General features: G+C 41.5%; 12 protein-coding genes. 10 read left to right on the forward strand and 2 right to left on the reverse strand.

The window, feature by feature from the left end; translation table 11 throughout:
- Positions 1 to 23 precede the first annotated feature (23 nt).
- The 10 genes from OKC24_RS16345 (at position 24) to OKC24_RS16390 (ending at position 21,973) form a co-directional block, all read left to right on the forward strand.
- A complete protein-coding gene (locus OKC24_RS16345) occupies positions 24 to 1,037 on the forward strand; it encodes a DUF8808 domain-containing protein (protein WP_438800945.1) in 1,014 nt (337 codons plus the stop codon).
- Positions 1,038 to 1,157: 120 nt separating this feature from the next.
- Positions 1,158 to 2,024 carry a BrxR family helix-turn-helix transcriptional regulator gene (locus OKC24_RS16350; RefSeq protein ID WP_265466013.1) on the forward strand — a complete coding sequence of 289 codons (867 nt, stop codon included), beginning with the start codon at positions 1,158 to 1,160 and terminating at the stop codon, positions 2,022 to 2,024.
- Positions 2,025 to 2,034: 10 nt separating this feature from the next.
- Complete coding sequence (locus OKC24_RS16355) at positions 2,035 to 2,646, forward strand: DUF1819 family protein (protein WP_265466014.1); 612 nt, start codon at positions 2,035 to 2,037, stop codon at positions 2,644 to 2,646.
- 16 nt (positions 2,647 to 2,662) lie between these two features.
- Positions 2,663 to 3,238 carry a DUF1788 domain-containing protein gene (locus OKC24_RS16360; protein ID WP_065184484.1) on the forward strand — a complete coding sequence of 192 codons (576 nt, stop codon included), beginning with the start codon at positions 2,663 to 2,665 and terminating at the stop codon, positions 3,236 to 3,238.
- A 41-nt stretch (positions 3,239 to 3,279) separates the two neighbouring features.
- Positions 3,280 to 6,960, forward strand: coding sequence for a BREX system P-loop protein BrxC (brxC, locus tag OKC24_RS16365; protein WP_265466015.1), 3,681 nt, complete (start codon positions 3,280 to 3,282; stop codon positions 6,958 to 6,960).
- A gap of 46 nt (positions 6,961 to 7,006) precedes the next feature.
- Positions 7,007 to 10,546: a BREX-1 system adenine-specific DNA-methyltransferase PglX gene (gene pglX, locus OKC24_RS16370; RefSeq protein ID WP_265466016.1), complete on the forward strand. Its 3,540-nt coding sequence runs from the start codon at positions 7,007 to 7,009 to the stop codon at positions 10,544 to 10,546.
- On the forward strand, positions 10,546 to 12,489 hold the full coding sequence (locus OKC24_RS16375) for a DUF262 domain-containing protein (RefSeq protein WP_265466017.1): 1,944 nt from the start codon (positions 10,546 to 10,548) through the stop codon (positions 12,487 to 12,489). The genes pglX and OKC24_RS16375 overlap by 1 nt, the downstream gene beginning before the upstream one ends.
- On the forward strand, positions 12,486 to 15,110 hold the full coding sequence (gene pglZ, locus OKC24_RS16380; protein WP_265466018.1) for a BREX-1 system phosphatase PglZ type A: 2,625 nt from the start codon (positions 12,486 to 12,488) through the stop codon (positions 15,108 to 15,110). The genes OKC24_RS16375 and pglZ overlap by 4 nt, the downstream gene beginning before the upstream one ends.
- 29 nt (positions 15,111 to 15,139) lie before the next feature.
- The gene (gene brxL, locus OKC24_RS16385) at positions 15,140 to 17,179 is read left to right on the forward strand and encodes a protease Lon-related BREX system protein BrxL (protein WP_265466019.1); all 2,040 of its coding nucleotides are present in this window, start codon (positions 15,140 to 15,142) and stop codon (positions 17,177 to 17,179) included.
- Positions 17,180 to 17,242: 63 nt separating this feature from the next.
- Positions 17,243 to 21,973: a PDDEXK-like endonuclease domain-containing protein gene (locus OKC24_RS16390; protein ID WP_265466020.1), complete on the forward strand. Its 4,731-nt coding sequence runs from the start codon at positions 17,243 to 17,245 to the stop codon at positions 21,971 to 21,973.
- Between the two features lie 166 nt (positions 21,974 to 22,139).
- Here the strand turns inward: OKC24_RS16390 and OKC24_RS16395 are convergent, their stop codons facing one another.
- Complete coding sequence (locus OKC24_RS16395; protein WP_265466021.1) at positions 22,140 to 23,039, reverse strand: EamA family transporter; 900 nt, start codon at positions 23,037 to 23,039, stop codon at positions 22,140 to 22,142.
- 59 nt (positions 23,040 to 23,098) lie between these two features.
- Positions 23,099 to 24,538: an amino acid permease gene (locus OKC24_RS16400; RefSeq protein ID WP_265466022.1), complete on the reverse strand. Its 1,440-nt coding sequence runs from the start codon at positions 24,536 to 24,538 to the stop codon at positions 23,099 to 23,101.
- Between the last annotated feature and the right edge of the window lie 72 nt (positions 24,539 to 24,610).

A 24,610-nucleotide genomic window follows, 5' to 3' on the forward strand; every position in this document is an offset into this window, starting at 1 on the left:
TATCTATTTAGTAGAGGATTAATGTGCATATACCTACGGCACAAGAACAACTTAAATTTCTAAAAAATATTCAGCTGATTTTACAGTCAGGTAGTTTTAGTAGCACTTATAAATTAGCATTGCTAATTAGCCTAAGCCGATTAGCAATTGAAAAAGGTGAAGATTCAGGTGAGAGTCTATTACTCGAATATACGGATATCGCTGAGAAGTTTATCGAGCTGTATTGGAAGCAAGCGGTACCCTATACCTTTAATGATGAAGGGCAGCTGATTTTAAATCAGAATAATGGTAAGCAAGCAGCGATTGTAAATCGAATCATTCAGCTTCGTCAGAGTTACTCATCCCTTGGACTGTTAAGACGAGATTCATTGGTGTGGTTGAAGCTTGCTAAAGATGTCGCTCGCACTGTAAAAGACATGCCAGTCCGCTACTTGCAAAACATCAATGGTCAAAATTTTGAGTTTTTATATCAGCTTGATCAGTGTGGAAAGCAACTCATTCTTTTACCCCAAGTGATGTACTGCCTACGTCAATTCAGTGAGATCATTGAAGAGCTTTGCCAGAAACGTTGGATTGACTATATCCGTAAGAACAGCAGCAATGCACCTATTTTGAATCAGTTGCCGAATCTTGAACAATTCATGTTTGAGCCGAGTAGAAACCAGTTGAATGCGGTGGCAAATGTATTGGTCGAGCTGCAAGACTGTAAATGCTTCTACTGTAGTAAACCGATGCGAAATGGCAATTACGCCGTTGATCATTTCATTCCATGGTCTATGTATCCATCAGATACAGGGCATAACTTCGTATTGGCAGATTCAAGCTGTAATTCTAAGAAAAGTAATCTACTCGCATCTGATGAGTTTTTGCAGAAATGGCAGGAGCGAAATGAAGAGCAGAATTTGATTATTGTGGATCGGATATCAGTGCTCGGTTTTTTAACAGATAAAGAGCGGTCACATAAAGTGGCGGAGTGGGCATATGCTCAAGGGAAAGAAAATAATTATTTGATGTGGATGGGTGCAAATAGCAAATAAATCATGGCTCCCCTGAGATTAGACTAAAAATCCAATTGCTTTAAAAATACCGTAAAAAATGTTTACTGTACATTTGCTATGGGGTAATCTTAAAACTGCTATTTATTGACTGATTGGTATATGACGACAGATAAGCATGAAGTCCTTCTCAGAATGAGAGCCATTGAACTCCTTGCATACTGGGAAGGTCGTTTGGTTACCAATCGTTTGATGAGCTGGTTTGGACTTAGTCGACAGCAGGCTTCTGCGGATATCAAGCGTTACAATACGCTGTACAACCCCGATGCCTTGATTCATGACCCCTCCGTCAAGGGTTATGTGCCTAAGGCCAGCTTCCAGCCTGTACTGACTACAGCGCATATCAATGAATATCTCAATATGCTGTCAGGTTTGGTTAGTGAATCGCATGCGCTGATTGCGACGCCAGAACCGAATCTTGCAGCAGTTCAATTACCTGATCGCAGTGTACGTCCTGAAGTGATTCGAGAAGTTTTGCGTGCCTGTCGCAACCAAAGTACTTTAAAAATCATCTATGCCTCCATGCAGAATCCGCAGTGGCATGAGCGCATGATTTCCCCACATACCCTGGTGTATACCGGTTTTCGCTGGCATGTCCGTGCCTATTGCCATCAGAGCAAGCAGTTTAAGGACTTTTTACTCTCCAGAATTGATCGCACACCTGTTGTGGTGGCGATTGAGTCAGTAGATCTAGCTCAAGATCAGCAATGGCATGAAGAAATTGTATTGACGCTGATCCCTAATCCAAAATTGAATGAAGCTCAAAAAGCGCTGGTCGAAAAAGACTTCGGCATGCCTGATGGCAGATTACAGATTCCGGTGAAAAAAGCCCTGGCTCACTATACCTTGCAGCGATATCAGGCCGCGATCACGCTGGCTGAGGCGGAAGATGCCTTGAAATATCCCTTGGTACTACAACGCTCAGATATCGAAAAGCTGTCGTCTTATCTGTTTGATCAGGCCTCATAGGAGATTGGCCATGTTAGAACAATTTCATTATGACAGTGACCTGATTGGCGGTTCCCTGATGGTGCGTGAAAGCCGGCTGATCGCGGATCTGTTATTACGAGAAGCGACTCCAGAAATATGGCATCAGGCAATTCAGATTGACAATATTCTGCAAAAAAGAACGCCTGCTTCAGCTCAACGCAATGCCACCGCTATTCGTAAGCGTCTGGAGCGCTTAGAGCCTGATTTCTGGAAAGCACTACGTGATGGGGACGATGAGCTGGCGACCCAGGTGGCTTTTTGTGGGGCTTTAGAACGCAATCTTTTATTGGTTGAGTTTATGGAGACAGTGCTTCGAGAAGCCTATATCTCCCAGGCGCAACACTTGGACAGTTATATCTGGTCAGATTTTCTGGATGAACGCTCACAACGCGATCCGGATATCTGCGAATGGAAAGAGTCCAGCAAGAAAAAAATGGGGCAAGTGGTATTCCGTATGCTGGCAGAAGTCGGTTACTTAAAAAGTACCCGTAAGCTGGAATTGCAGCGTGTGATCGTCAGAGCAGAGCTTCGTAGCCTGTTGGAAGAACATTATAAACAACGTATTAAAAGATCTATGGAAGTGTCGGTATGGACGCGGTAGTTGTAGAGGGGCAGCAATGAGTCAAGCAATACATGAGCGTCTGAATCAGATTCCAGAGCGAATACTTTCAACCGAGTTTCTCACCGGTCAAGGATTGGGCAATGAAATTGGCTTCTGGATTTTTGATTATGCACCTGAAGATGAGTTGAAAGTGCGCGAATATCTGCATTTTCTAGACGGGATGCTGGAGAAAAAACACAGTCAGCTGAAGGTGGTGAATATCAACCTGCTGCAAGCCGTGGTGGATTATCTGGCTGAGCGTAACTTCATCGATAAAGCCATTCAAATGCAAAAAGCCAAAGGCGATGAGGCGCTGCTCAAAGCGCTGAAAGGCCCACTGCATATGGATAAGTTCGCGCCCTATCTGGTGAGTAAATATGCTACCAATGCGCAAGATATTGTGTTGATGACTGGGGTTGGGTCGGTTTGGCCACTGTTACGTGCCCATCACTTATTGAACAGTTTGCATTCGTTACTGGGGCATAAGCCAGTGGTGCTGTTTTACCCAGGTTATTACGACGGTCAAGCGATGAGTTTATTTGGAAAAATTCCAAGCAATAATTACTACAGAGCATTCAGATTAGTGCCTTAAACACGGCAAATAGAAATAAGAATTCGGGGGAATTGATTGAGATGAACATTAAAGAACTTTTTTACAAGCCATTAGATCGTGCGATTAACGGGGTCGTAAAAGCAGACCAGAATGACAATACCACGGTTTATCAGGAACTCGATGAGTATGTGGTCACCAATGAACTGGAAAAGCATTTTCGGGACTTTTTCCAGTCTTATGGCACAGACCTGAGCGATCCTTCGATTGCCAACCGTGTCGGCGTATGGATTTCAGGCTTCTTTGGTTCAGGTAAATCACATTTCCTGAAAACCTTGTCGTATATTCTGGCCAATAAAGTGGCACGTGATGAGGAGGGTAACGAGCGTAGCGCCGCAGAATTCTTTGATGAAACTAAAATCCGCGATGCGTTTATCCGTGCGGATATTGGCAAGGCGGTCAGCCATCATGCAGATGTCATCCTATTTAACATCGACAGTAAAGCTAGCTCCAATGATGATGGCAATCCGATCCTGAATGTGTTTTTACGTGTGTTTAACGAGTATCAGGGTTTTAGCGCGGATCATCCACATATTGCCCATATGGAACGTCACCTGAGCCAGAAAGGTGTATATGAGCGCTTTAAACAGGCGTTTGAGGAATCCAGCGGCATGTCCTGGCTAGAGGAGCGTGACGGCTATCAGTTCTATCAGGATGATGTCGAAACCGCGATTTCCCAAGCCCTCAACTTATCTGCTGAAGCTGCGCATAAATGGTTTGAGGATTCTGAGCAGACCTTTAGTGTTTCGGTCGAAAACTTCTGTCAGTGGGTGAAAGAATACCTGGACAGCAAAGGACCCCAGCAACGCATGTTGTTCTTGGTCGATGAAGTGGGGCAGTTTATTGGCAGTGATACCCGCTTGATGCTGACTTTACAGACCATTACTGAAAACCTAGGTACGATCTGTAAAGGCCGCGCTTGGATTATCGTCACCTCACAGGCAGACATCGATGCTGTTTTAGGTGAGATGTCTTCTTCCAAAGCCAATGACTTCTCTAAGATTGCTGGACGTTTTAAAACCCGTTTATCACTGTCCAGTTCCAATACCGATGAAGTCATCCAGAAACGTTTACTGCGCAAGACGCCGGAAGCAGAAGCATTGCTCAGATCGGTGTTTGAGCAAAAGGGCGATATCTTAAAAAATCAGATTACCTTTGACCGTTCAGGCCCAACCCTCAAGAACTATGAGGGGCCAGACAGCTTTATTCATAACTATCCTTTTGCGCCGTACCATTTCCAGCTGGTGCAAAAAGTATTTGAAGAAATCCGTAAAGTCGGTGCGACCGGTGCACACCTGGCCTATGGTGAACGATCCATGCTAGATGCGTTCCAGATGGCGGCCAATGCGATTGCCACAGATGAAGTCGGGGCACTGGTTCCTTTCCACCGCTTCTATACTTCAGTTGAAGGCTTCCTAGATACAGCGGTTAAACGTACCATCGACCAGGCAGGGCAGAATCAAACCCTGGATGGTTTTGATGTGCAGATGCTACGCACGCTTTTCATGATCCGCTATGTCGATATCATCAAAGGTACCTTGGATAACTTGGTGACTTTGTCGATTGAGAAAATTGATGAAGATAAGCTGGCATTGCGCAAGCGGATTGAAGAGAGCCTGCAGCGTCTGGAAAAAGAGAGCCTGATTACGAGGAATGGCGATGAGTTCCTGTTCCTGACCAATGAAGAGCGGGACATTACCCGCAAAATTAAAGCCACTGACTTAGCAGCTTCAGAAGAAAATAAAGAGTTAGCCAATCTGATCTTTAAAGATTTACTGCGCGATCAGAACAAATACCGCCATCAAGCCAACAAGATGGACTATCAGATTGGTCGTTTTCTGGATGGTCATAGCCTGGATGGCAAGTATGAGAGCGATTTGAAAGTTGAAATCATTTCTCCGCTGGATACGGAATACAACCTCTACACTGAAGCTTACTGTATTGGTAAAAGTACTCAGGCCGAAGGACAAGTGCTGTTTAAACTGGCAGATGATAAACAGTTCTTTAATGAACTGCGCACCTGGCTGAAAACCAATAAATTCATTCGCTTAAATGATGATGGCACTCAGTCCGATATCAGCCGTATTCTGGCAGACCGCGGCCGTGAGAACCAGGAGCGTAAAAAACGCCTGCGTGCCCGGGTCGAAGAAATGCTGCTGGACGCGGAAAGTTATGCCTTGGGTCAACACCTACAACTTTCATCTTCAAGTACAACCACCAAGCTGGATGAGGCTTGTCGTTATTTGCTGGAAAATACCTATACCAAACTGAGCTATCTGCAAGTCTATCAGCAGGATGCCTGGCGTGAACTGAACGCCGTCTTGACTGTGGATGATATGGCGCAGCTCGGATTGTCTCTGGATGGCGGGCAGAGCAATCCCAAAGCCCTACAGGAAGTGGAGCAGTACATTGCACTACGCGCCACTGGTACAGAGCGTATTCTAGTCTCAGATGTGATAGATCGTTTTGCCAAACGTCCTTATGGCTGGCCGGATGCCGAGATTTTACTGCTGGTGGGGCAGTTGGCGGCAATGGGGCGGATTTCACTGCAGCTAAATGGCGGCAGCTTACAGTTAAAAGAGGCCTTTGAGCCTTTACAAAACAGCCGCCGTCGCCGTGATGTGTCGATCATTAAAAAACGCCAGACTGATGATCAGGTATTGAAACAGGCACGCCAACTCACCCAAGACCTATTCTCGGCGATGGGACCAGCGACAGAAAAAGAGCTGTTTGAATTCTATTTGCAGCATTTTAAGACTTGGTTAGCCAACTTTAAGTCGTATAAGAGTAAAACTGATGTCGGGCAGTTCCCGGGCAAGAAAGTGATTGAAAAGTTGATTCTGACTTTGGAGCGTCTGCTGGCCAATAGCGACAGCTTCGATTTCTTTAAGGTCGTGGTTGAGAACAAGGACGACTATCTGGATCTGGAAGAAGACTATCGTGATATTAATGAATTCTTTAGTAATCAGATGCCAAGCTGGCAACAACTGCAGCAGGCCTTACGTCATTTTGAGAAAAACAAACAGGCGCTAGGCAGTGATGAGGTGGCAAAAAAAGCCCTCTCCGAATTACATCGTATTTCGACTCTTGAATCGCCCTACAGCTTGTTAAATAAAGTGGCTGATTTGGTTCGTACGGTGGAAAGCGTGAATGAACGCTTGCTGACTGAAAAACGTAGTCAGGCGTTTGAGCAGCTGGATGACAAGATCAAACAGTTAGAAGCCGAGATTAAGAACAGTGGCATTGCCACCGCAGAGCTGAGTAACAAGCTGCTACGCCCACTACAACTGCTGAAAGCAGATATTGAAGTGGAAACTAGCCTGTCTACTATATATATGCTGCAAACCCAAACCGCCGTCGAGCGTTTTGATGAAGCCTTGTATGAGCTGGAGCGCGAAGTTCAGGCGGCAATCCAGCGTCAGGCCAAAGCGGCACAACTGGCTCAGAGCAAAGCAGAGAGTGTAACCAACACTGCAACCACCTCCAGCCCAGCTACATCAGCACCTGCTGCGAGTCCGGTACAGCCTGTGACAGCCGTAGTGCCACCGAAACCAGTGGTAGAAGTTGATGTTGCTAGCATTTACAGCAAAACCTCAAGTAGTGTCTATCTGGAAACAGAAGAATCAGTGGATCAGTTTGTAGACGCACTCAAAGCTGAATTGAAAAAAATTGTGAGTGATAAAAAGCGTGTGCGTATCCGCTAACTCGGGTTAGGGATATCGGCATCAGTCATTAATTAAAGGTTTAAAGATGAATACCAGTAATATTAAAAAATACGCACCGCAAGCACGTAACGATTTTATCGCAGCGATGCGCAAGCAGGCCGCCAAATACGGCATCACCGCAGACAGCATTTTACCGGCAGAACAGAAAGGGGACTTGCTGCTGATTGGCGATCAGGTCTTTCCGCTATCAGTCATGAAACCACGTGACAAGCTGATCAAACGCATTCAAACCAGCAGTTTTGAGCAGACGATTGATTATATCGCTTACAGTTGGTTTAACCGTCTCTGTGCGATTCGCTATATGGAATGCAAAGGCTTACTCGATCATGGTCGCCGTGTACTGAGTAGTGCAGATGGTAGTGCAGGCTTGCCGCAGATTTTGGAAGAATGTTTGGATATTGACCTACCAGGTTTAGATGCCAGCCGTGTGGCTGAACTCAAGCTGGATGGCAATAAAGATGAAGAACTCTATCGTGAATTGTTACTGGCGCAGTGTCATGCGTTGAATCAGGTCATGCCACTCCTGTTCGAACAGGTTTCTGATGAGTCAGAACTGTTATTACCTGACAATTTAACCAAAACTGATTCGTTGATTCGTGACCTAGTGAGCAGCATTCCTGAAGAAGACTGGTCGGATGTACAGATTATTGGCTGGCTGTATCAGTTCTATATTTCTGAAAAGAAAGATCAGGTGATTGGTAAAGTCGTCAAGAGTGAGGACATTCCTGCCGCGACACAGTTATTCACCCCAAACTGGATTGTAAAATACCTGGTACAGAACAGTGTCGGTCGTTTATGGATGATGGCACAGCCTGATAGTACGCTGGCCAGTGAATGGGAATACTATATTCAGCCAGCGGAACAGACCGATGAAGTCAATGCCCAGCTAAAACAGCTGATTGATGTGCGCATCAGTGAAGATGGCGATACCTTAAACCCTGAAAGCATTACGGTACTCGATCCTGCCTGTGGTTCGGGGCATATTCTGGTGGAAGCTTATGATTGCCTCAAAGCGATTTACTTAGAACGTGGTTACCGCAGTCGTGATATTCCACGGTTGATTCTAGAAAATAATCTATACGGGATTGATATTGATACTCGTGCTGCGCAGCTCTCTAGCTTTGCATTGTTAATGAAAGCGCGTGAGGATGACCGCCGTTTATTTAGCAATCCACCGAAGCTGAATATTATTGCGTTGCAAGACAGCCAACCTGAACGTTTAGACGCATTGAGCCAGGATTTGGCAAACACTGGTATTGCGCAGGCGGATTTAAAAGAATTGCTAGAATTATTTGAACATGCCTCGACCTTTGGTTCTTTAATTCAGGTACCACCAACATTCTCTCAAAAGCTACCTGAATTAGAAAGTAAGCTCAATACAGCTTTAGAATCAGGGGATATTTTTTCGCAGCAGTCAGCACAAGAACTGTTACCTTTAGTCCAGCAAGCTAAATTACTCGCTAAACAATATGATGCTGTAATTGCTAACCCGCCATATATGGGTGGTAAGGGGATGAATCCAGCACTTAAAGATTTTGCGAAGAAAAAATTCCCTGACAGTAAGTCAGATCTGTTTGCCATGTTTATTGAGCGTGGCTTTGTATGGTGTAAGAACAGCGGCTTTAACAGTATGGTCACGATGCAAAGCTGGATGTTCTTATCGTCTTATGAAGCGATGCGTGAAAAATTACTTTCTGATAACTCTCTGATTAGTTTAATTCAATTGCCTTATGATGGAAAAGGCCCAACGGCTATGGGAATTAATTTTGGTGTCTCTTTAGCTATTCTTCAAAAACATAAAATTAATGGATTAGTAGGTAGTTTTGATTGCTTTAGATATTTCGAACTGACTGAAGATGGAGTTCCAAAGAAATTTCCTAGTTTAAATGAACGTAATGTAAAAACAAAACCTGATGACTTTAGGAAAATTCCGGGTAGCCCTGTAGCTTATTGGATAAGTGAATCTGTTCGAAATTGCTTTACAAAGTTTCCTAAACTTTCTGAATATATTGAAACAAGAATTGGATTAATAACTGGTGATAATAATGCATATATTAGAGATTGGTATGAGCTTGAAATTGATGGAATCGGATTTAGTTTAACAAGGAGTGAAGCGAAAAATAGTGGTTTCAAGTGGTTTCCACAATCTAAAGGAGGAGAATTCAGACGCTGGTATGGAAATAATCAAACTGTTTTAAATTGGTATAATGATGGGGAAGAGTTACAAACTCGAAAGCACTCATCTGGTAGTAGAATTCTCGCTCATAATTTTAATTTAGACAAAATATTTAAACCAGCTATTTCTTGGACAAAAATTTCTTCAGGAGAGTTTTCTGCACGCTATCAGCCTGAAGGTTTCTTATTTAATGATGCTTCTGCAAATGCATTTGTTGAGAACGAGACTCATAGATTAAATACTTTGGGATTTTTAGGAACGAAGTTACCCTCTTTGTTTTTAAAATCACTTAATCCGACTTTAAATTTTTTACCTGGTAATATTTCATCGTTACCTATTTCTCCAGAAGCTATCAACTCTCATATTATTTATGAAAAAATTTCACGTTTAAGAGAAATTAGTGAAAAAGATTGGGATTCTTATGAAATATCATGGGATTTCACTCAAAATCCAATCATTCGTACTCAACAACTCACTCTAGAACAAGCCTTCAATATATGGCAACAGCAAAATGCTGATGCTGTGGCTGAAATGAAACGACTTGAGGAAGAAAACAATAAGCTGTTTATTGAGGCTTATGGTTTACAGGATGAACTCACGCCAGAGGTTCCTGATGCGCAAATTACTTTAACCCGTGCCGACCGTGAAAAAGACAGCCAGCGTTTAGTGTCTTATGCACTGGGTTGCATGATGGGACGTTATAGTCTGGATGAACCAGGTCTGATCTATGCCCATGCAGGCAATCAAGACTTTGATGCCAGCCGTTATCAAAAATTCCCAGCCGATGCGGATGGCATTATTCCACTGACTGAAATGCACTGGTTTGAAGACGATGCTACCCATCGTATTGGTGAGTTCTTAACTGCTGTTTGGGGTAAAGAAACTCTAGATGTCAATATGCAGTGGTTGGCAGAAAGCTTGGACAAAAAAGCCAGTGAAACCGCGGAAGATACCATTCGCCGTTACTTAGCCAGCAGGTTCTATAAAGACCACATGCAGACCTATAAAAAGCGTCCAATCTACTGGTTATTCAGTAGTGGTAAACAAGGCGCTTTCCAGGCGTTGGTGTACTTGCACCGCTATAACGAAAGTACTTTGGCACGTATGCGTACTGAATACGTCATGCCGCTGATTTCTAAAATGGCTGCGTATGCCAACTCTCTGGAAACAGCCAAAGAAAACAGCGACTCCGCGGCTGAAATCAAACGCATCGAAAAAAAGCTGCAGGAATTGCATAAGCAACAAGCTGAACTCAGTACCTTTGAAGAAAAACTGCGTCACTATGCCGATCAGCGTATTAGCTTAGATCTGGATGATGGGGTGAAAGTGAACTACGGCAAGTTTGGGGAATTGTTGGCTGAAGTCAAAGCGATTACGGGGGAAAAATAATGAATGCTTTAAAAACATTAAGCAGTATTTTTGAGCATAGAATTATTCGAATTCCTGATTATCAACGCGGATATGCTTGGCAAGAACATCAACTGAATGACTTTTGGGAGGACTTAATTCATTTAAGTCCTGAACGCGTTCATTATACAGGTGTACTTACCTTAGAGCCCGTTGCAGATGAGTATTGGAAACGTTGGGAAAGTGATCTTTGGATTATTGATGGTAAAGGGTATAAGCCATTTTATATTGTAGATGGGCAACAACGCCTAACGACTTCAGTTATCTTAATTCAAGCCATACTAGAGTCAGTTCCAGAAGGCTCTGAATTAAACTTCCAGACTGTAGCTGAAATTCGACAGCAATATATCCTGCATATCGCACCAACTGGATTGCGTAAATCTTATCTTTTTGGATATGAAAAAGATAATCCAAGTGATGAATTTCTAAGAACAGGAGTGTTCTTAGAGAAATCCGCAACGAATAATGATGAGCAGACCTTCTATACCCGAAATCTTGCAAAAGCAAAGCAATTTTTTAAGGATAAATTAGAAACTTTACAGTTAGATGAGATTGCTGAAATTTATAAAAAATTGACGCAAAAGTTTAAGTTTAATCTTTATGAGATTGATGCAGAAATAGATGTATTTGTTACATTTGAAACGATGAACAACCGTGGTAAACCACTATCTAATCTAGAATTGTTAAAAAATAGGTTAATTTATCTATCCACACTTTTCCCAGAGCATAGTGGTAGGTCAGAATTACGAAATAATATTAATGCGACTTGGAAAACAATTTATAAGTATTTAGGTCGTAATCCAGATAAATTGCTGAGTGATGAGGAGTTTTTAAGAAATCACTGGGTAATGTACTTTAAATTTAGTCGACAAACTGGTGATGATTATCGAGACTATTTGTTGGATGAAAAATTTACTGTTCAAAATGTAACACATCCTAAAAATGACAATGATCAGTTAAGCGTAGGGGAAATCAATGATTATGTCATGAGCTTACAACAAGCTGTTAGGCCTTGGTTCTACATGCATAACCCATCTTATCCTTTAAAAGACTATAACGATGACAGTAATAAAAAGTTAGTCGATAGATTGGTTCGTCTTGGTTATAAATCATTTAAACCACTTATTCTGGCTGCATTTTGTCGTGGTAATAATTTCGATGAAACCAATACGCTACTTAAAGCGATAGAGCGATATATTTTCACAATTTTCACCTTAAGTCGCCGTAGAGGACATACCGGTGATTCGAACTTCCTGAGTAAATCGAAAGATTATCTTAATCATAAAATTTCAACGGAAGGCATTGTCAACGACTTAAACAATTGGGTAGAACGTCATTTTTCAGCAAACAAATTTTTGGAATATATTGCTGAAAACTATGAGTTAGAAAAAGCAGGTTTCTATCGTTGGGATGGGGTTCGATACTTTTTATTCGAGTATGAACAAGCGCTGAAAGCTAAAGGAAAGCAATCGACAAGTAAATTAGATTGGAAAGAATTTACTTCGCGTATGAAGGATCATGTCACATTAGAGCATATCTACCCACAAACAGATACTGATCCATATTGGATGAATAAATTTGGCTATTTAGATAGCCAACAAAAAACATTATTGGTCCATTCACTAGGCAATTTGTTGCCTTTATCCCGTTCAAAAAACTCATCGTTGCAAAATGATGCATTTGAATTGAAAAAAAATAATGGACGTGGTGTGGGATATTACAATGGTTCTATCTCTGAAAATGAAGTCAATACTCAAGATGATTGGACACCAAAAGAAATTCATGATCGCGGTATTAGTCTTTTAGCATTTATGGAAAAGCGTTGGAATATTATTTTAGGTGACGATGCATTTAAATCAAAATTGCTACATATTAACCAAATTTCACTTGCTCCAGCAGTAGAGGATGTAGAGGTGGTTGAATGAATTTAAGCCAAATAACACAAGGCTTAGAACAGGCTTTCTATACTGAAAATCACCGAATTGTTTTTTGGTACGATGCTGAACAGTCATTTACTGAAGAAATCAAAGCCCTAGAGCTAAATGATGTCCAGATTCTGAATATGGCAGAAGAGTCGAGTCTGGAGATCAAGCTTAAACTGGAACTTGAGGATCAGCAAGGTAAATACTTGCTGTATTTCCCAAGTGCTGAGCCTGAAACCGAAAAAGACTGGTTACTGGACATCAAGCTCTATTCACGCAGCTTCTATGCCGATCGTTTCTCGATTATTTTCAATGAGCTGGGTTTACAGCAGCAAAGTTTAAGAGAGCATCTGGCTAAACGTGAAGAATTCCTCAAAGCCAAAGCCCGTCTGAGTACATTGAAACGCTATATCCAGCCTGATGCAGATGAACAGGATCTGGATATGGCCATGATTGCAGCTGTGGTCAAGGCCGACAGTGCCGAGCTGATGCATATCGTTCTGGCGCTAGCAGATGAAATGGTACAGCAGAATCTGGCTCTGGAAGTGAATCCCGACTCCTTTGCTGAACTGGAAAAGTTCCAACTGGTGCCAGCTTTGGTCACCGTATTACAGGCGGAAATTGGTTATCCAGCATCGGTTGAAGAATTGAATGGGGAAGCACCATTCAAGCTCGGTACGTTCTTTATCCGTTTGATGACTACAGGTTTCTGTGAAAGCCTGGGCGATATACCGCTATGGGCTCAAGAACTGGTGATGTCATCAGTCAGCTCCCGTGCAACAGCCAGAGCCTTTTTGTCACGCTGGAGAGACAGCTCCAAATACTACCCAACCTTCGATACACTTTCCCAGACCGTGGCCAATGCACTGCGGATCCAAGAAAAGGTCGGGGCTTTTGATCTGGAGCAGCTGCTCGATGTCATGACCTTTGAAGTGATTGAACAAAAGATCATTGTTGATTTGGCCAGTCATATTCCTGCAGCAGCCAAAGCTGAACTGGAACATTTCAGAACGATTATTTCTACCCGTCTGGATGGCTATTGGGCGTCCAAACATAAGGACGATGCAACCCGCCGTAAATACCGTACCGTCTATACAGCGTTGCAGGCAGCGATTGAGCTGTTCAGTCTGCGACTGCAGTTTGATTCTGGGTTCTATTTCGACTCCAGCGAAGCCTTGTATAAAGCCTACGAGCAGGAGTTGTATCGCTTTGATATGGCCTATCGCCACTACAGTGCTGCTTCTCAACGCGCTCATGTCGATATCCTGAAAAAACTCGATGAAGAAGTCGAAAATTGCTATTCCTACTGGTTTATTGACCACTTGGCACGAAACTGGGGCGAGCGTGTAGAAGCTGAGCAACGCTTGAATGTCTGGAAAGTGGCAGATATCCCAAATCAGCAGAACTTCTACGATACCCACGTCAGACCCTTACTCAATTCTGCAACGAAACGCCGTATTGTGGTAATTATCAGTGATGCTTTCCGTTATGAAGCTGCGGTAGAGTTGCGTGATCGTATCAATGAAAAGCGTTATTCTGAAGCGACCTTGTCTTCACAGCTGGGTGTTGTCCCAAGTTACACCACACTTGGCATGGCCTCGTTGTTGCCGCATCAGACTTTGGAATACAAAGAGGCCGCAGGGGATGATGTTTTAGTAGATGGGCAATCTAGCAAAGGGACTGCAGCACGATCCAAAATTCTGGCGGCCTATAATGGTCTGGCAGTCACCGCTGAAATGGTAAAAGGCTGGTCACGTGATGAAGGTCGTGAAGCACTCAAAGACCATGAGCTGATTTACGTTTATCACAACGTGATTGATGCACGCGGTGACAGCGCCTCGACAGAATCAGAAACCTTTATGGCGGTGGAACATGCTATTGAAGAGCTGACTGAACTCAGCCGTAAAATTTTAATGCACTTCAATATTTCCACCCTGTTGATTACAGCCGACCATGGCTTCTTGTTCCAGCAAAGTAAACTGGAATCTGCGGATCGTTCAAGCTTGATTGAAAAACCGACCAATACATTGAAGAGCAAAAAACGCTATGTGATTGGGCATGGTTTACCAGAGAGCAAGGAAGCATGGAAAGGCTCAACCCAAGCTACGGCAGGCACATTATCTGCGACTGATTTCTGGATTCCAAAAGGGGCGAACCGTTTCCATTTTGTAGGAGGCTCACGTTTTGTGCATGGCGGCATCATGCCTCAGGAAATTGTGGTGCCGGTACTGACTGTAAAACAGCTACGTGGTGAAAAGGCTGGACAGCGGACCAAGCGTAAAGTTGAGGTCATTTCTACCAAATCCACGCTGAAGATGGTCAATAACATCCAGAAGTTTGATTTGATGCAAACTGAAGCTGTCAGTGAGCTGATCATGCCAGTGACTTTATCCATTGCCATTTATGATGGGGATCTCAAAGTTTCCAGTGAAGAAACTTTGACTTTTGATAGCACTACCGATTCTGTTGCCGATCGGGTCAAACAGGTCAGACTGTCATTGTCTGGCACTGATTTTGACCGTAAGAAAGATTACTTCCTGGTACTGAAGGACAAAGACCTGAATATCGAGATGCAACGCTATAAGGTCACCATTGATCTAGCATTTACCGATGACTTCTTCTGATAACGAATTAACGATAGAGCGTAGCCTACATGGAATCTGCTAACGATAAAGAACTGGATCAGCTGCTGAATGAACACTTTGCTGGGCGGGTGGTACGTAAGGATCTGACTAAACTGATCAAAGAAGGGGCCAATGTCCCGGTCTATGTACTCGAATACCTGCTAGGGATGTACTGTGCCTCGGATGATCCAGAGATCATTGAACAGGGACTACGTAACGTAAAGACGGTTCTGGCAGAGAACTATGTACGACCTGATGAAGCTGAGAAGGTGAAATCCCTGGTTCGTGAACGAGGCAGTTATAAGGTCATTGATCGGGTGACCGTAAAGCTGAATGAGCGTAAGGACAAATACGAAGCATCATTTAGTAATCTGGGCATCAAAGATGCCGAAATCTCGGCAGGCATCGTCAAAGAGTATGAAAAACTACTTGTTGGTGGTATCTGGGTCATTGCTACGCTCAGTTATTATTTTGAAGAAGGACAGACTAGTTCTCCATTTGGGGTGAGCTTACTCAAGCCGATTCAAATGCCGAATATGAATATGGATGAACTCTTCAGTGGCAGAGCAGCATTAAGCACTGATCAGTGGCGGGAGAGTTTAGTCCGTTCGATCGGCATGGAACCGGCTTCGCTAAAAGAGGACGTGCAATGGCACCTATTAGGGCGTATGGTTCCGTTCGTTGAAAATAACTATAACGTCTGTGAACTGGGACCACGCGGTACCGGGAAAAGCCATATTTACAAAGAGTGTTCACCGAATAGTATTTTAGTCTCTGGTGGGCAAACGACTGTGGCGAACCTGTTCTATAACATGAGCAGCCGCCGTATTGGTCTGGTTGGACTGTGGGATGTGGTGGCCTTTGATGAAGTTGCCGGTATTTCCTTTAAGGACAAAGATGGCGTACAGATCATGAAAGACTACATGGCCTCAGGATCTTTTGCCCGTGGTCGTGAACAGATGGAAGCCTCAGCTTCGATGGTTTTTGTGGGTAATATCAACCAAAGCGTGGAATCTCTGGTTAAAACCAGCCATCTCTTGGCGCCGTTCCCTGAAGCCATGATTGATTCGGCATTCTTCGATCGTTTTCATGCTTACATCCCTGGCTGGGAAATTCCCAAGATGCGCCCGGAGTTCTTCACCAACCGTTATGGCCTGATTGTTGATTATCTGGCTGAATTCTTCCGGGAAATGCGCAAGCGTAGCTTTGCGGATGCCATTGAGAAGTACTTCAAACTCGGAAATAACCTGAATCAGCGCGATGTGATTGCCGTTCGCAAGACGGTTTCTGGATTGATGAAGTTGCTCTACCCACACGGTCAGTTTAATAAAGAAGATGTACGCCAGTGTCTGGAATATGCGCTACAGGTACGCCGTCGTGTCAAAGAGCAGCTGAAGAAAATTGGTGGCATGGAATTCTATGATGTGCATTTCAGCTATATCGATAATGATAGCTTAGAAGAACATTTTGTATCTGTAAAAGAGCAGGGTGGTGGCGGACTGATTCCCGAAGGTCCAGCCAAGCCAGGTTTCTTATATACCATCGGGCTAAGTAATAAAGGCATGCCAGGGTTATACCGCTTAGAACTTCAAGTGACCAAAGGTTCAGGAAAATTGGCGACATCAGGCTTATGGAATTCAAGTAGTGCCAAGGAGCAGGTCAAGATCGCATTTGACTACTTCAAGGCCAATGCATCCAGAATATCGGGTGGCAGTAAGGTGCTGGAACATGACTTCCACTTACATGTGGTTGAATTACAGAATACCGGGCAGCTCAGCCATCTTGCCTTACCAAGTTTAGTGGCTTTCGCTTCTGGCCTGTTAGGACGATCGGTACAAAGTCAGATGGTGGTACTGGGTGATATGAGCTTGGGTGGCTCTGTGACTCCGGTGGAAAGTATTGCCGAATGTCTGCAAGTTGCTTTTGATGCTGGTGCCAAGAAGGTTGCTTTGCCAATGAGTAGTGCGGCAGATATCCCTACGATTCCTGTGGAACTGTTTACCAAGTTCCAGACCAGTTTCTATGCAGATCCGGTGGATGCTGTGTTTAAGGGGCTAGGGGTGGATTGAGTTGATTCTGTATAAATCAGTTAAAGAGAAAAGCTTTTGAAATGATTAGGAAATATGAATCACATGAAGGATTTAATAACAGCTATTTTGGTTAAACAGCCCAAACTTACTGCTAGAGAAATTGCCAAAACTCTTGGTATTGAAAAGAAAGAAGTGAATGCTTTTTTATATCAAAATCAAGATATATTTTCACAAGATGAAGCATTTTGCTGGTCTTTAGCTATAATCCCGTCAGTTAAAAAATTAGAAAGACCAATGATGAACTCTGAACTTGAATTAAATGATATTGTTAAAAATAAACTGATTCAATTGTTGGATTATGTATCTCATCAAGCTGAGGATACTCAAAAAATTCAATATGAAATGAGTGGTAATAGATTTTATTCTCATGATCTAGAAAAACTTCGTGGCTTAAAAATTCTGAATGATGACGATTGGTGGTTTCAAATTGAACGATTACAGCTTCAATCGATGCCGAAACCATCTGAAATACTCTCTTCCTATATTCATGTTGATGCCGAAAAAGAACCCACTGTTAATTTTTCTAGTTTAAATAAGATTGTATTTTTCAAAGAAGTTCATCAATTCCGCTTGCCCTACAGTAGCGTGGCATGTGATTTGATTACTAAAATTGACATACTTCAGAACCTATTCAAAGAATTCGAAAGTTATCAAAATATTTGGAAAGATTGGAAACAAAATAACGATGAGATTAAAAAATCTATTGTTGTTTACGATAAGTTATTCTCATGGAATACAGCGATTAATTTAGGTGGAACAGGTGATGGTGAAGAAATTGTTGCAGGCTTTGGCTTAGTTGACTGGGTACTTCCAACGACTCAAAAATCTTACTCATATCCTCTTATTACTATCCCGTTAGAAATGGAGATAGAAAAAAATGGATTAATACGTGTAGGTGCCAAAGATACACGTGCCAATATAGAAATGGATGCCATCTTATTAGAGGATGATCTGCCTACTTCAGGACAAGTAAAATTAACCTTAAAAGAAAACTTAAATAATGGTCGCTCATTACGCCTATTTGAAGGGGAAACTTACTCTGATCTAGTTGATGCCTTCGTCGCGAATATTTTTTCAAAAGGAGCAATTATTGAGGCAGAAAATAGGGCTATACCATCTAAAAGTCTAACGGTGACATTAACATCAGTATTGTTTAGTCGTCCTAAAAGGAATTCTATTTTAAGTGATGACATTGAGTTATTAAAAACTAAACTTAATGACCCTTCAGTGGCTATACCTGAACAACCTTTATCGTTAGTGACAGAATTAAAAAGCGATATTAATCAAAAAGAGACTTATAGTTTTAGGGGGCGTTCTGGTACTGAAGGATTCGGATCAAAAGTTGAAGAGCTTTATTTCCCGCTGCCTTATAACAAAGAACAAATTACTATTGTCCAGAATCTGCTAACCAGCAGTGGTGTAGTGGTGCAGGGTCCACCAGGTACAGGTAAAACACATAGTATTGCCAATATTATTTGCCACTATTTGGCGAATGGTAAAAAAGTACTGGTAACTGCACAGCAGTCACATGTCCTTAAAACAGTACATGAAAAGATTCCTGATGAATTAAAGCCTTTAGTAGTCAGTCGCATTGGTTCAAGCAAAGAAAGTAAAAATCAGCTTGAATCTTCAATCGATTTGATTGTGCAAAAAATTACCCAGATGAATGTTGCAGAAGTTCGAAAAACGATCGAATTTCTAAAACAACAAATAGATCATAACCATCATGAAATGGCTTTGATTGATCGAGAAATATATAACTTTGCAGAAAAGCATTATCAGAATATTGAGGTAGATGGTAATAAAAAATTACCTATGGATATCGTGAAAACGGTATTAGAAAGTAGGGTATCTTACGAATGGTTTACCGACCAATTAACTTTGGAGGAAAAAGACCAGTTTCCTTTTTCCCAGATTGAGTTGATTCAATTGAGAGACTCAAGAAAGAAAATCGGTACAGATTTACCATACATAAATTATGGTCCTCTGCCAGCTCCTGAAAAGCTGTTAGATTCGGCGAGTCTGAAGAAATTAAGTGAGTTCTTAAAAGAAAAAGATGAGATTGAGGAATTCTTAAAGCAAAATGACCAACATAATTTCAAGGAAACTATTTCTGAATCAGAAATTAATGAGCTAAGAGATTGGTTAAAGATTTATCTAGAAGATCTAAACCTTGTTCTTGATCATGCAGAACCATGGTTATTGAGCTATTTCAAAAAAATAGATTCAGAAGATAAGGCTATGGAGCTCGATATCTATACCAACCTTATTCAAGAAGTTCAGCCTTTATTGGAATACAGAAAAACGCTATTAATTGATCCCATAGAACTGCATTTTGAGATACAACCAAATTCAAAAGAGTATCAAGCTGTTCAACGTGCTGTTGATACAGGTAAACCATTTAATTGGTATCATTTTGGTACTGCTGAATTACAAGACTTATTTAAGTCAATTAAAGTTTCTGGAAAATATCCTGATACATCAGATGAATGGAAAAGAGTTAAAGAATATATTGATAGAAGGCAGACTCTTAATGTTTTTATGAGTAAATGGAATAGTATTGCAACACAATTAGATATTCCTTTAATTCAGTTAAATAATCGTAGTATTGATGAAATATTAAAAGAGTTCACGCAGCTCATCATTAGAACCCAAAAATGCCTAGATTTGAAAAATAAGTATTTGGATGTATTTAGTGCCAATTATCTAAAAGTTTTTAAGAGAGCTAAATCTTTTGATTTCTACGGATTACCTAAAAATATTGATGACTTGATTCAATTGTTAGGGCAGAAGTTAAAAATATTTAATTTAGAAGTCTATCAACAACAACTGGCTGATCAAATCCTTTATTTATCAGAGTTTGGTAATAAGATATCAAATCAGTTACAAAAAATTGTATCTCAGATTGATTCCAATTCATTACATGAAAGTGAACTTGGAGAGTATGCTGATCTATTAAAAAAATTATCACATTTAAAAGATCTAACTGAGGATTTTGAAAGAGTTAAATCCGCCAGTATTAGATTGAGTAAAACAAATGCTTTGATTGTTAGTAAAGACATTCTTGAAATTCCGTACGCTGAAGAAATTGAGGATCCTGTATTACGTAATACATTGCTAGAGGCTTGGGAATGGAAACGTCTTGAGATTTTTGTAATGGCCATTAGTAATACAGGTCAAATTGAAAATTTGTATGAGCGCCGTCGTATTCACGAGAAGAATCTATCACAAAATTATGCTCAATTGGCAGCAAACAAGACATGGCTGGCATTAAAGGAAAATGCCTCAGATAAAATTTTAGTTGCATTACAGCGTTATAAAATTGCTGTACAACACTATGGAAAAGGGACAGGTAAGAATGCTCCACGTTATAGAAAAGATGCTCAAGTAGCCCTTAAAGAGGCAACAGCAGCTATTCCTTGCTGGGTCATGTCACATCTTCAGGTATCTGAATCTATGCCTGCTGAATTAGGCCTCTTTGACTTAGTGATTGTGGATGAGGCATCACAATCATCAATTGACGTATTACCTGTTTTAATGCGTGCTAAAAAATTATTAGTAGTGGGGGATAATAAACAAGTTTCTCCGAGTAATGTCGGTCTAGCAAGTGCTCAAATTGATGTATTAAGAAATCGTTATCTACATGGCCAGCCACATGCTGCATATTTAACACCAGATATGTCTTTATACGACATGGCTTCTTCTATCTATGAGTCAAGTGTGATGCTTCTAGAGCATTTCCGCTGTCATCCTGCGATCATTAGTTACAGTAATAAAAACTTTTATGGTAACCGTATTAAGCCAATGCGATTATCGAAGAAATCTGAGCAGTTAAGTCCAGCTTTAGTCGCAATTTATACACCGCAGGGGTATAGAGAATCTAAAAATAGCAAACATATTAATCGAATAGAAGCGAAAGCAATTATTGAGGAAGTGAAACTTCTTCTTAAAGATGAACGATACACGAATAGATCAATCGGTGTGATCTCATTGTTGGGACCGGCGCAGGCTGAGTTCATTCAATCAGAAGCTTTGAATGAATTTGGTGCAGGTACTCTTACCCAAGTTCAATTTGCTTGTGGGGATGCTTCAGCATTTCAGGGTGCAGAAAGAGATATTATTTTCTTATCTATGGTAGCAGATCCTCAGAATTGTCATGCTTTGAGTCGATCCGATCACGAACAGAGATTCAACGTGGCTGCAAGCCGTGCTCGTGAACGGATGTATCTCGTCCATTCCGTGAGTCGTGATCATATATCTCCAAAAGATCTAAGGCTGAATTTACTCAATCATTTTTATGATTTGCAAGAAGATCAAAAAGCATCATTTGAAGCAAAATTAGACTTGTGTGAATCGGAGTTTGAAAAATCTGTATTTACGACACTTCATGAAATGGGTTACACAGTTACTCCACAGATTAAGGTTGGAAGCTATCGAATCGATTTAGTCGTTGAGTCAGATGGTGATCAGCGTTTGGCTGTTGAATGTGATGGTGATAGCTATCATGGGCCAGAACAATGGCATGATGACATGACTCGTCAACGTGCTTTAGAACGCGCAGGATGGACATTCTGGAGATGCTTTGCATCGAGTTGGTCCATTGAACGTGAAAATATGATTATGTCATTAAAGGAAAAACTTGATGCAATGGGTATAAAACCTACACATGGAATGAGTAGCTTAATTCAAGATGTAGAACACAAAGTGTGGGTAGATGACGAATCTGAAATGAGTGCGGAAAGTGACATCGACAAAGATTTGTTAATTGTTTAATTGTACTAGCTTGTATTTAAATGGATTCGCTAGCGGACACTTACGTAACTAAAGATTACAGTAGTAATCTTTAGTTCATATATTTTTATACATTCATTTTTAAAGCCTAAGGAAGTTACCATACTTTTTTATATGCTTAACTTCCTAAGCCCCTTATTTAATTATTTTATGTCGTTCGGACAAGTTTACGTGAAGTGATGTATGATTGAATTTTTTGCCCTAATAAATGCACCATCAAACCCAGCATAACAATACAAGAACCCAGCCACTGCAAAGTATTTAATTGTTCATCTAAAAATAAAAAGGCAAAAATCATACTTATAACAGGTACCCAAAGTGACAATGGACTAATTTTAGCAACAGGATAACGTGTCAGTAGGTAGATCCATAAGCCATATCCGATAATTGTGGCGAAATAGGCGAGAAATGCGGCGGCGCCGAATCCTTTCCAAGTCAGTACATGCCAATCCGCAACCACACCTTGCCAGCCAATATTCTGTACCGCTAAAAGTAAAAACCATAAAGGGGTAAGAATATTGCCCCATACGACTAAACCAATTGGGTGAACAGGCCCCATTTTTTTGACTACGATATTACCGCAGGCCCATGAAATTGCTGAGCATAATACCAATGCCAAACCCATTAATGGAACATGACTATGTTGTTGACCAAAGGCAATTAGCATTAAGCCCATAAAGGCAATCGCGATAGCCAGCCACTGGTTCCAAAAGGCTTGTTCACGTAAAAAAAATGCTGCAATCATGACAGTAAAAAAGGCTTGGGATTGCACAACTAAAGCGACTAAACCTGTAGGCATTCCTGTCGCAATTGCACTGAACATAAAAGCAAATTGAGAAAAGTTACTAATAAAGCCATAGAGTAATAACCATTTCCACCCGACACTTGGAATACGGATGATAAATAGGGCAGGTAATAAAACCAGTAGATAGCGTAAACATCCGAGGAGCATAGGGTGTATCTCACTGACCCCAACTTTCATAAAATAAAAGTTAATACCCCAGATGAACACGACTGCGAAGGCAGCAAGTTTATCTTTTAAAAGCATATGTAATTTCCTAAAGACGTAGATGACCTGTACTTGGTACAGGTCATTGTGTTTGAGGATTAAATTTTGGTTTGTTTGGCAGGGATGAGCGTATTCAGTTGTGTACTTTGATGACGTAATTTAATCAGCTCTATGTAATCACGAATAATGAAGATACAGAACAGGATGCCTGCACTTGCGATACCGAACCAGAACGCTTTTTGAAGACTAGGAATAAAAGCCATGGCAGCAAAGATGGAAAGCATGCCGATGATTGCAAAATAACTGAGGTATGGGAAACACCACATACGAACTTTTAAACGTTCAGGTGCTACACGCTCTAAGTGGCGACGCAAACGGATTTGCGAGAATGCAATCACGATATAGACAAATAAGGCTACAGTTCCATAAGATTCGACCAAGAAAGGGAAAACATCATCTGGTGAGAAGTATGAAGCTAGAATTGATAGATAACCAAACAATGTGCTGAATAGGATGGCACGAATTGGAACACCATTTTTTGAAAGTTTAGTTAAGCTACGAGGTGCATCACCATTTTGGGTTAACGCAAACAACATACGGCTCGCAGCATAAACACCAGAATTTAAACAACTAAGTACTGCTACGAGAATTACGACATTCATAATGTCTGCAACAAACGGAATATTAAGAACTTTTAATGCACTTACATAAGGCGTCGCAATTTCTGGACTATTCCAAGGGACGATACAGACCACCAATAAAATAGAGCAAACATAGAAAATCAGGACACGAGAAATCACGGATTGAGTGGCTTTAGCAACCGATTTTTCAGGATCTTTAGTTTCAGCAGCGGCAATCGTAACGATCTCAGCACCAAAGTAAAATCCAGTTGCGGCAACAGCACCCGATAAGACTGGTCCCCAACCATTTGGCATAAAACCACCATGATTTAACAATTCACCAAATCCAGCAGCTTGATGGTTTGGCCAAAGTCCGAACAGATATAAAGTGCAAAGGAAAATGAAAAGACCAATCGCAGCAACTTTAATAGATGAGAACCAAAACTCGAATTCACCAAAGGATTTGACTGAGAATAAGTTCGTTGCTGTTAATAGGGCGAGTAAAACCAGACTGACGATCCATTGTGGTGTATCAGGTAACCAATAAGCAAAGAGTTTAGCACCGACAATCGCTTCTAATGCAATCACGATGACCCAGAAATACCAATACATCCATCCCGTCATGAAGCCTGCGAGTCGAGATAAATAAGGCGAATCTTGGAAAGCATGGCGTGCATATGCATAGAAGGAGCCTGATACAGGAGAGGCGGTTGCAAGTTCACCAAGCATTCGCATCACTAAAATAATCAACACACCCGTAATCAGAAAGGATAAAATTGCGGCTGGACCTGCAGCTTGAATCACTACAGAACTACCTACAAATAGTCCCATTCCAATAACACCGCCGAGTGCCATCATTTGGACATGACGAGGTTTTAAAGCACTTTTTAAACTTTGATTTGAATCTGAATCATACATGATGGATTCCCTCTTATATTTTTATAACAGAGATGGATCCGGAAATTTGAACAACTCCTATAAGTGATACTC

This window comes from Acinetobacter entericus (assembly GCF_026168575.1).
Taxonomy (GTDB): Bacteria; Pseudomonadota; Gammaproteobacteria; order Pseudomonadales; family Moraxellaceae; genus Acinetobacter; species Acinetobacter bouvetii.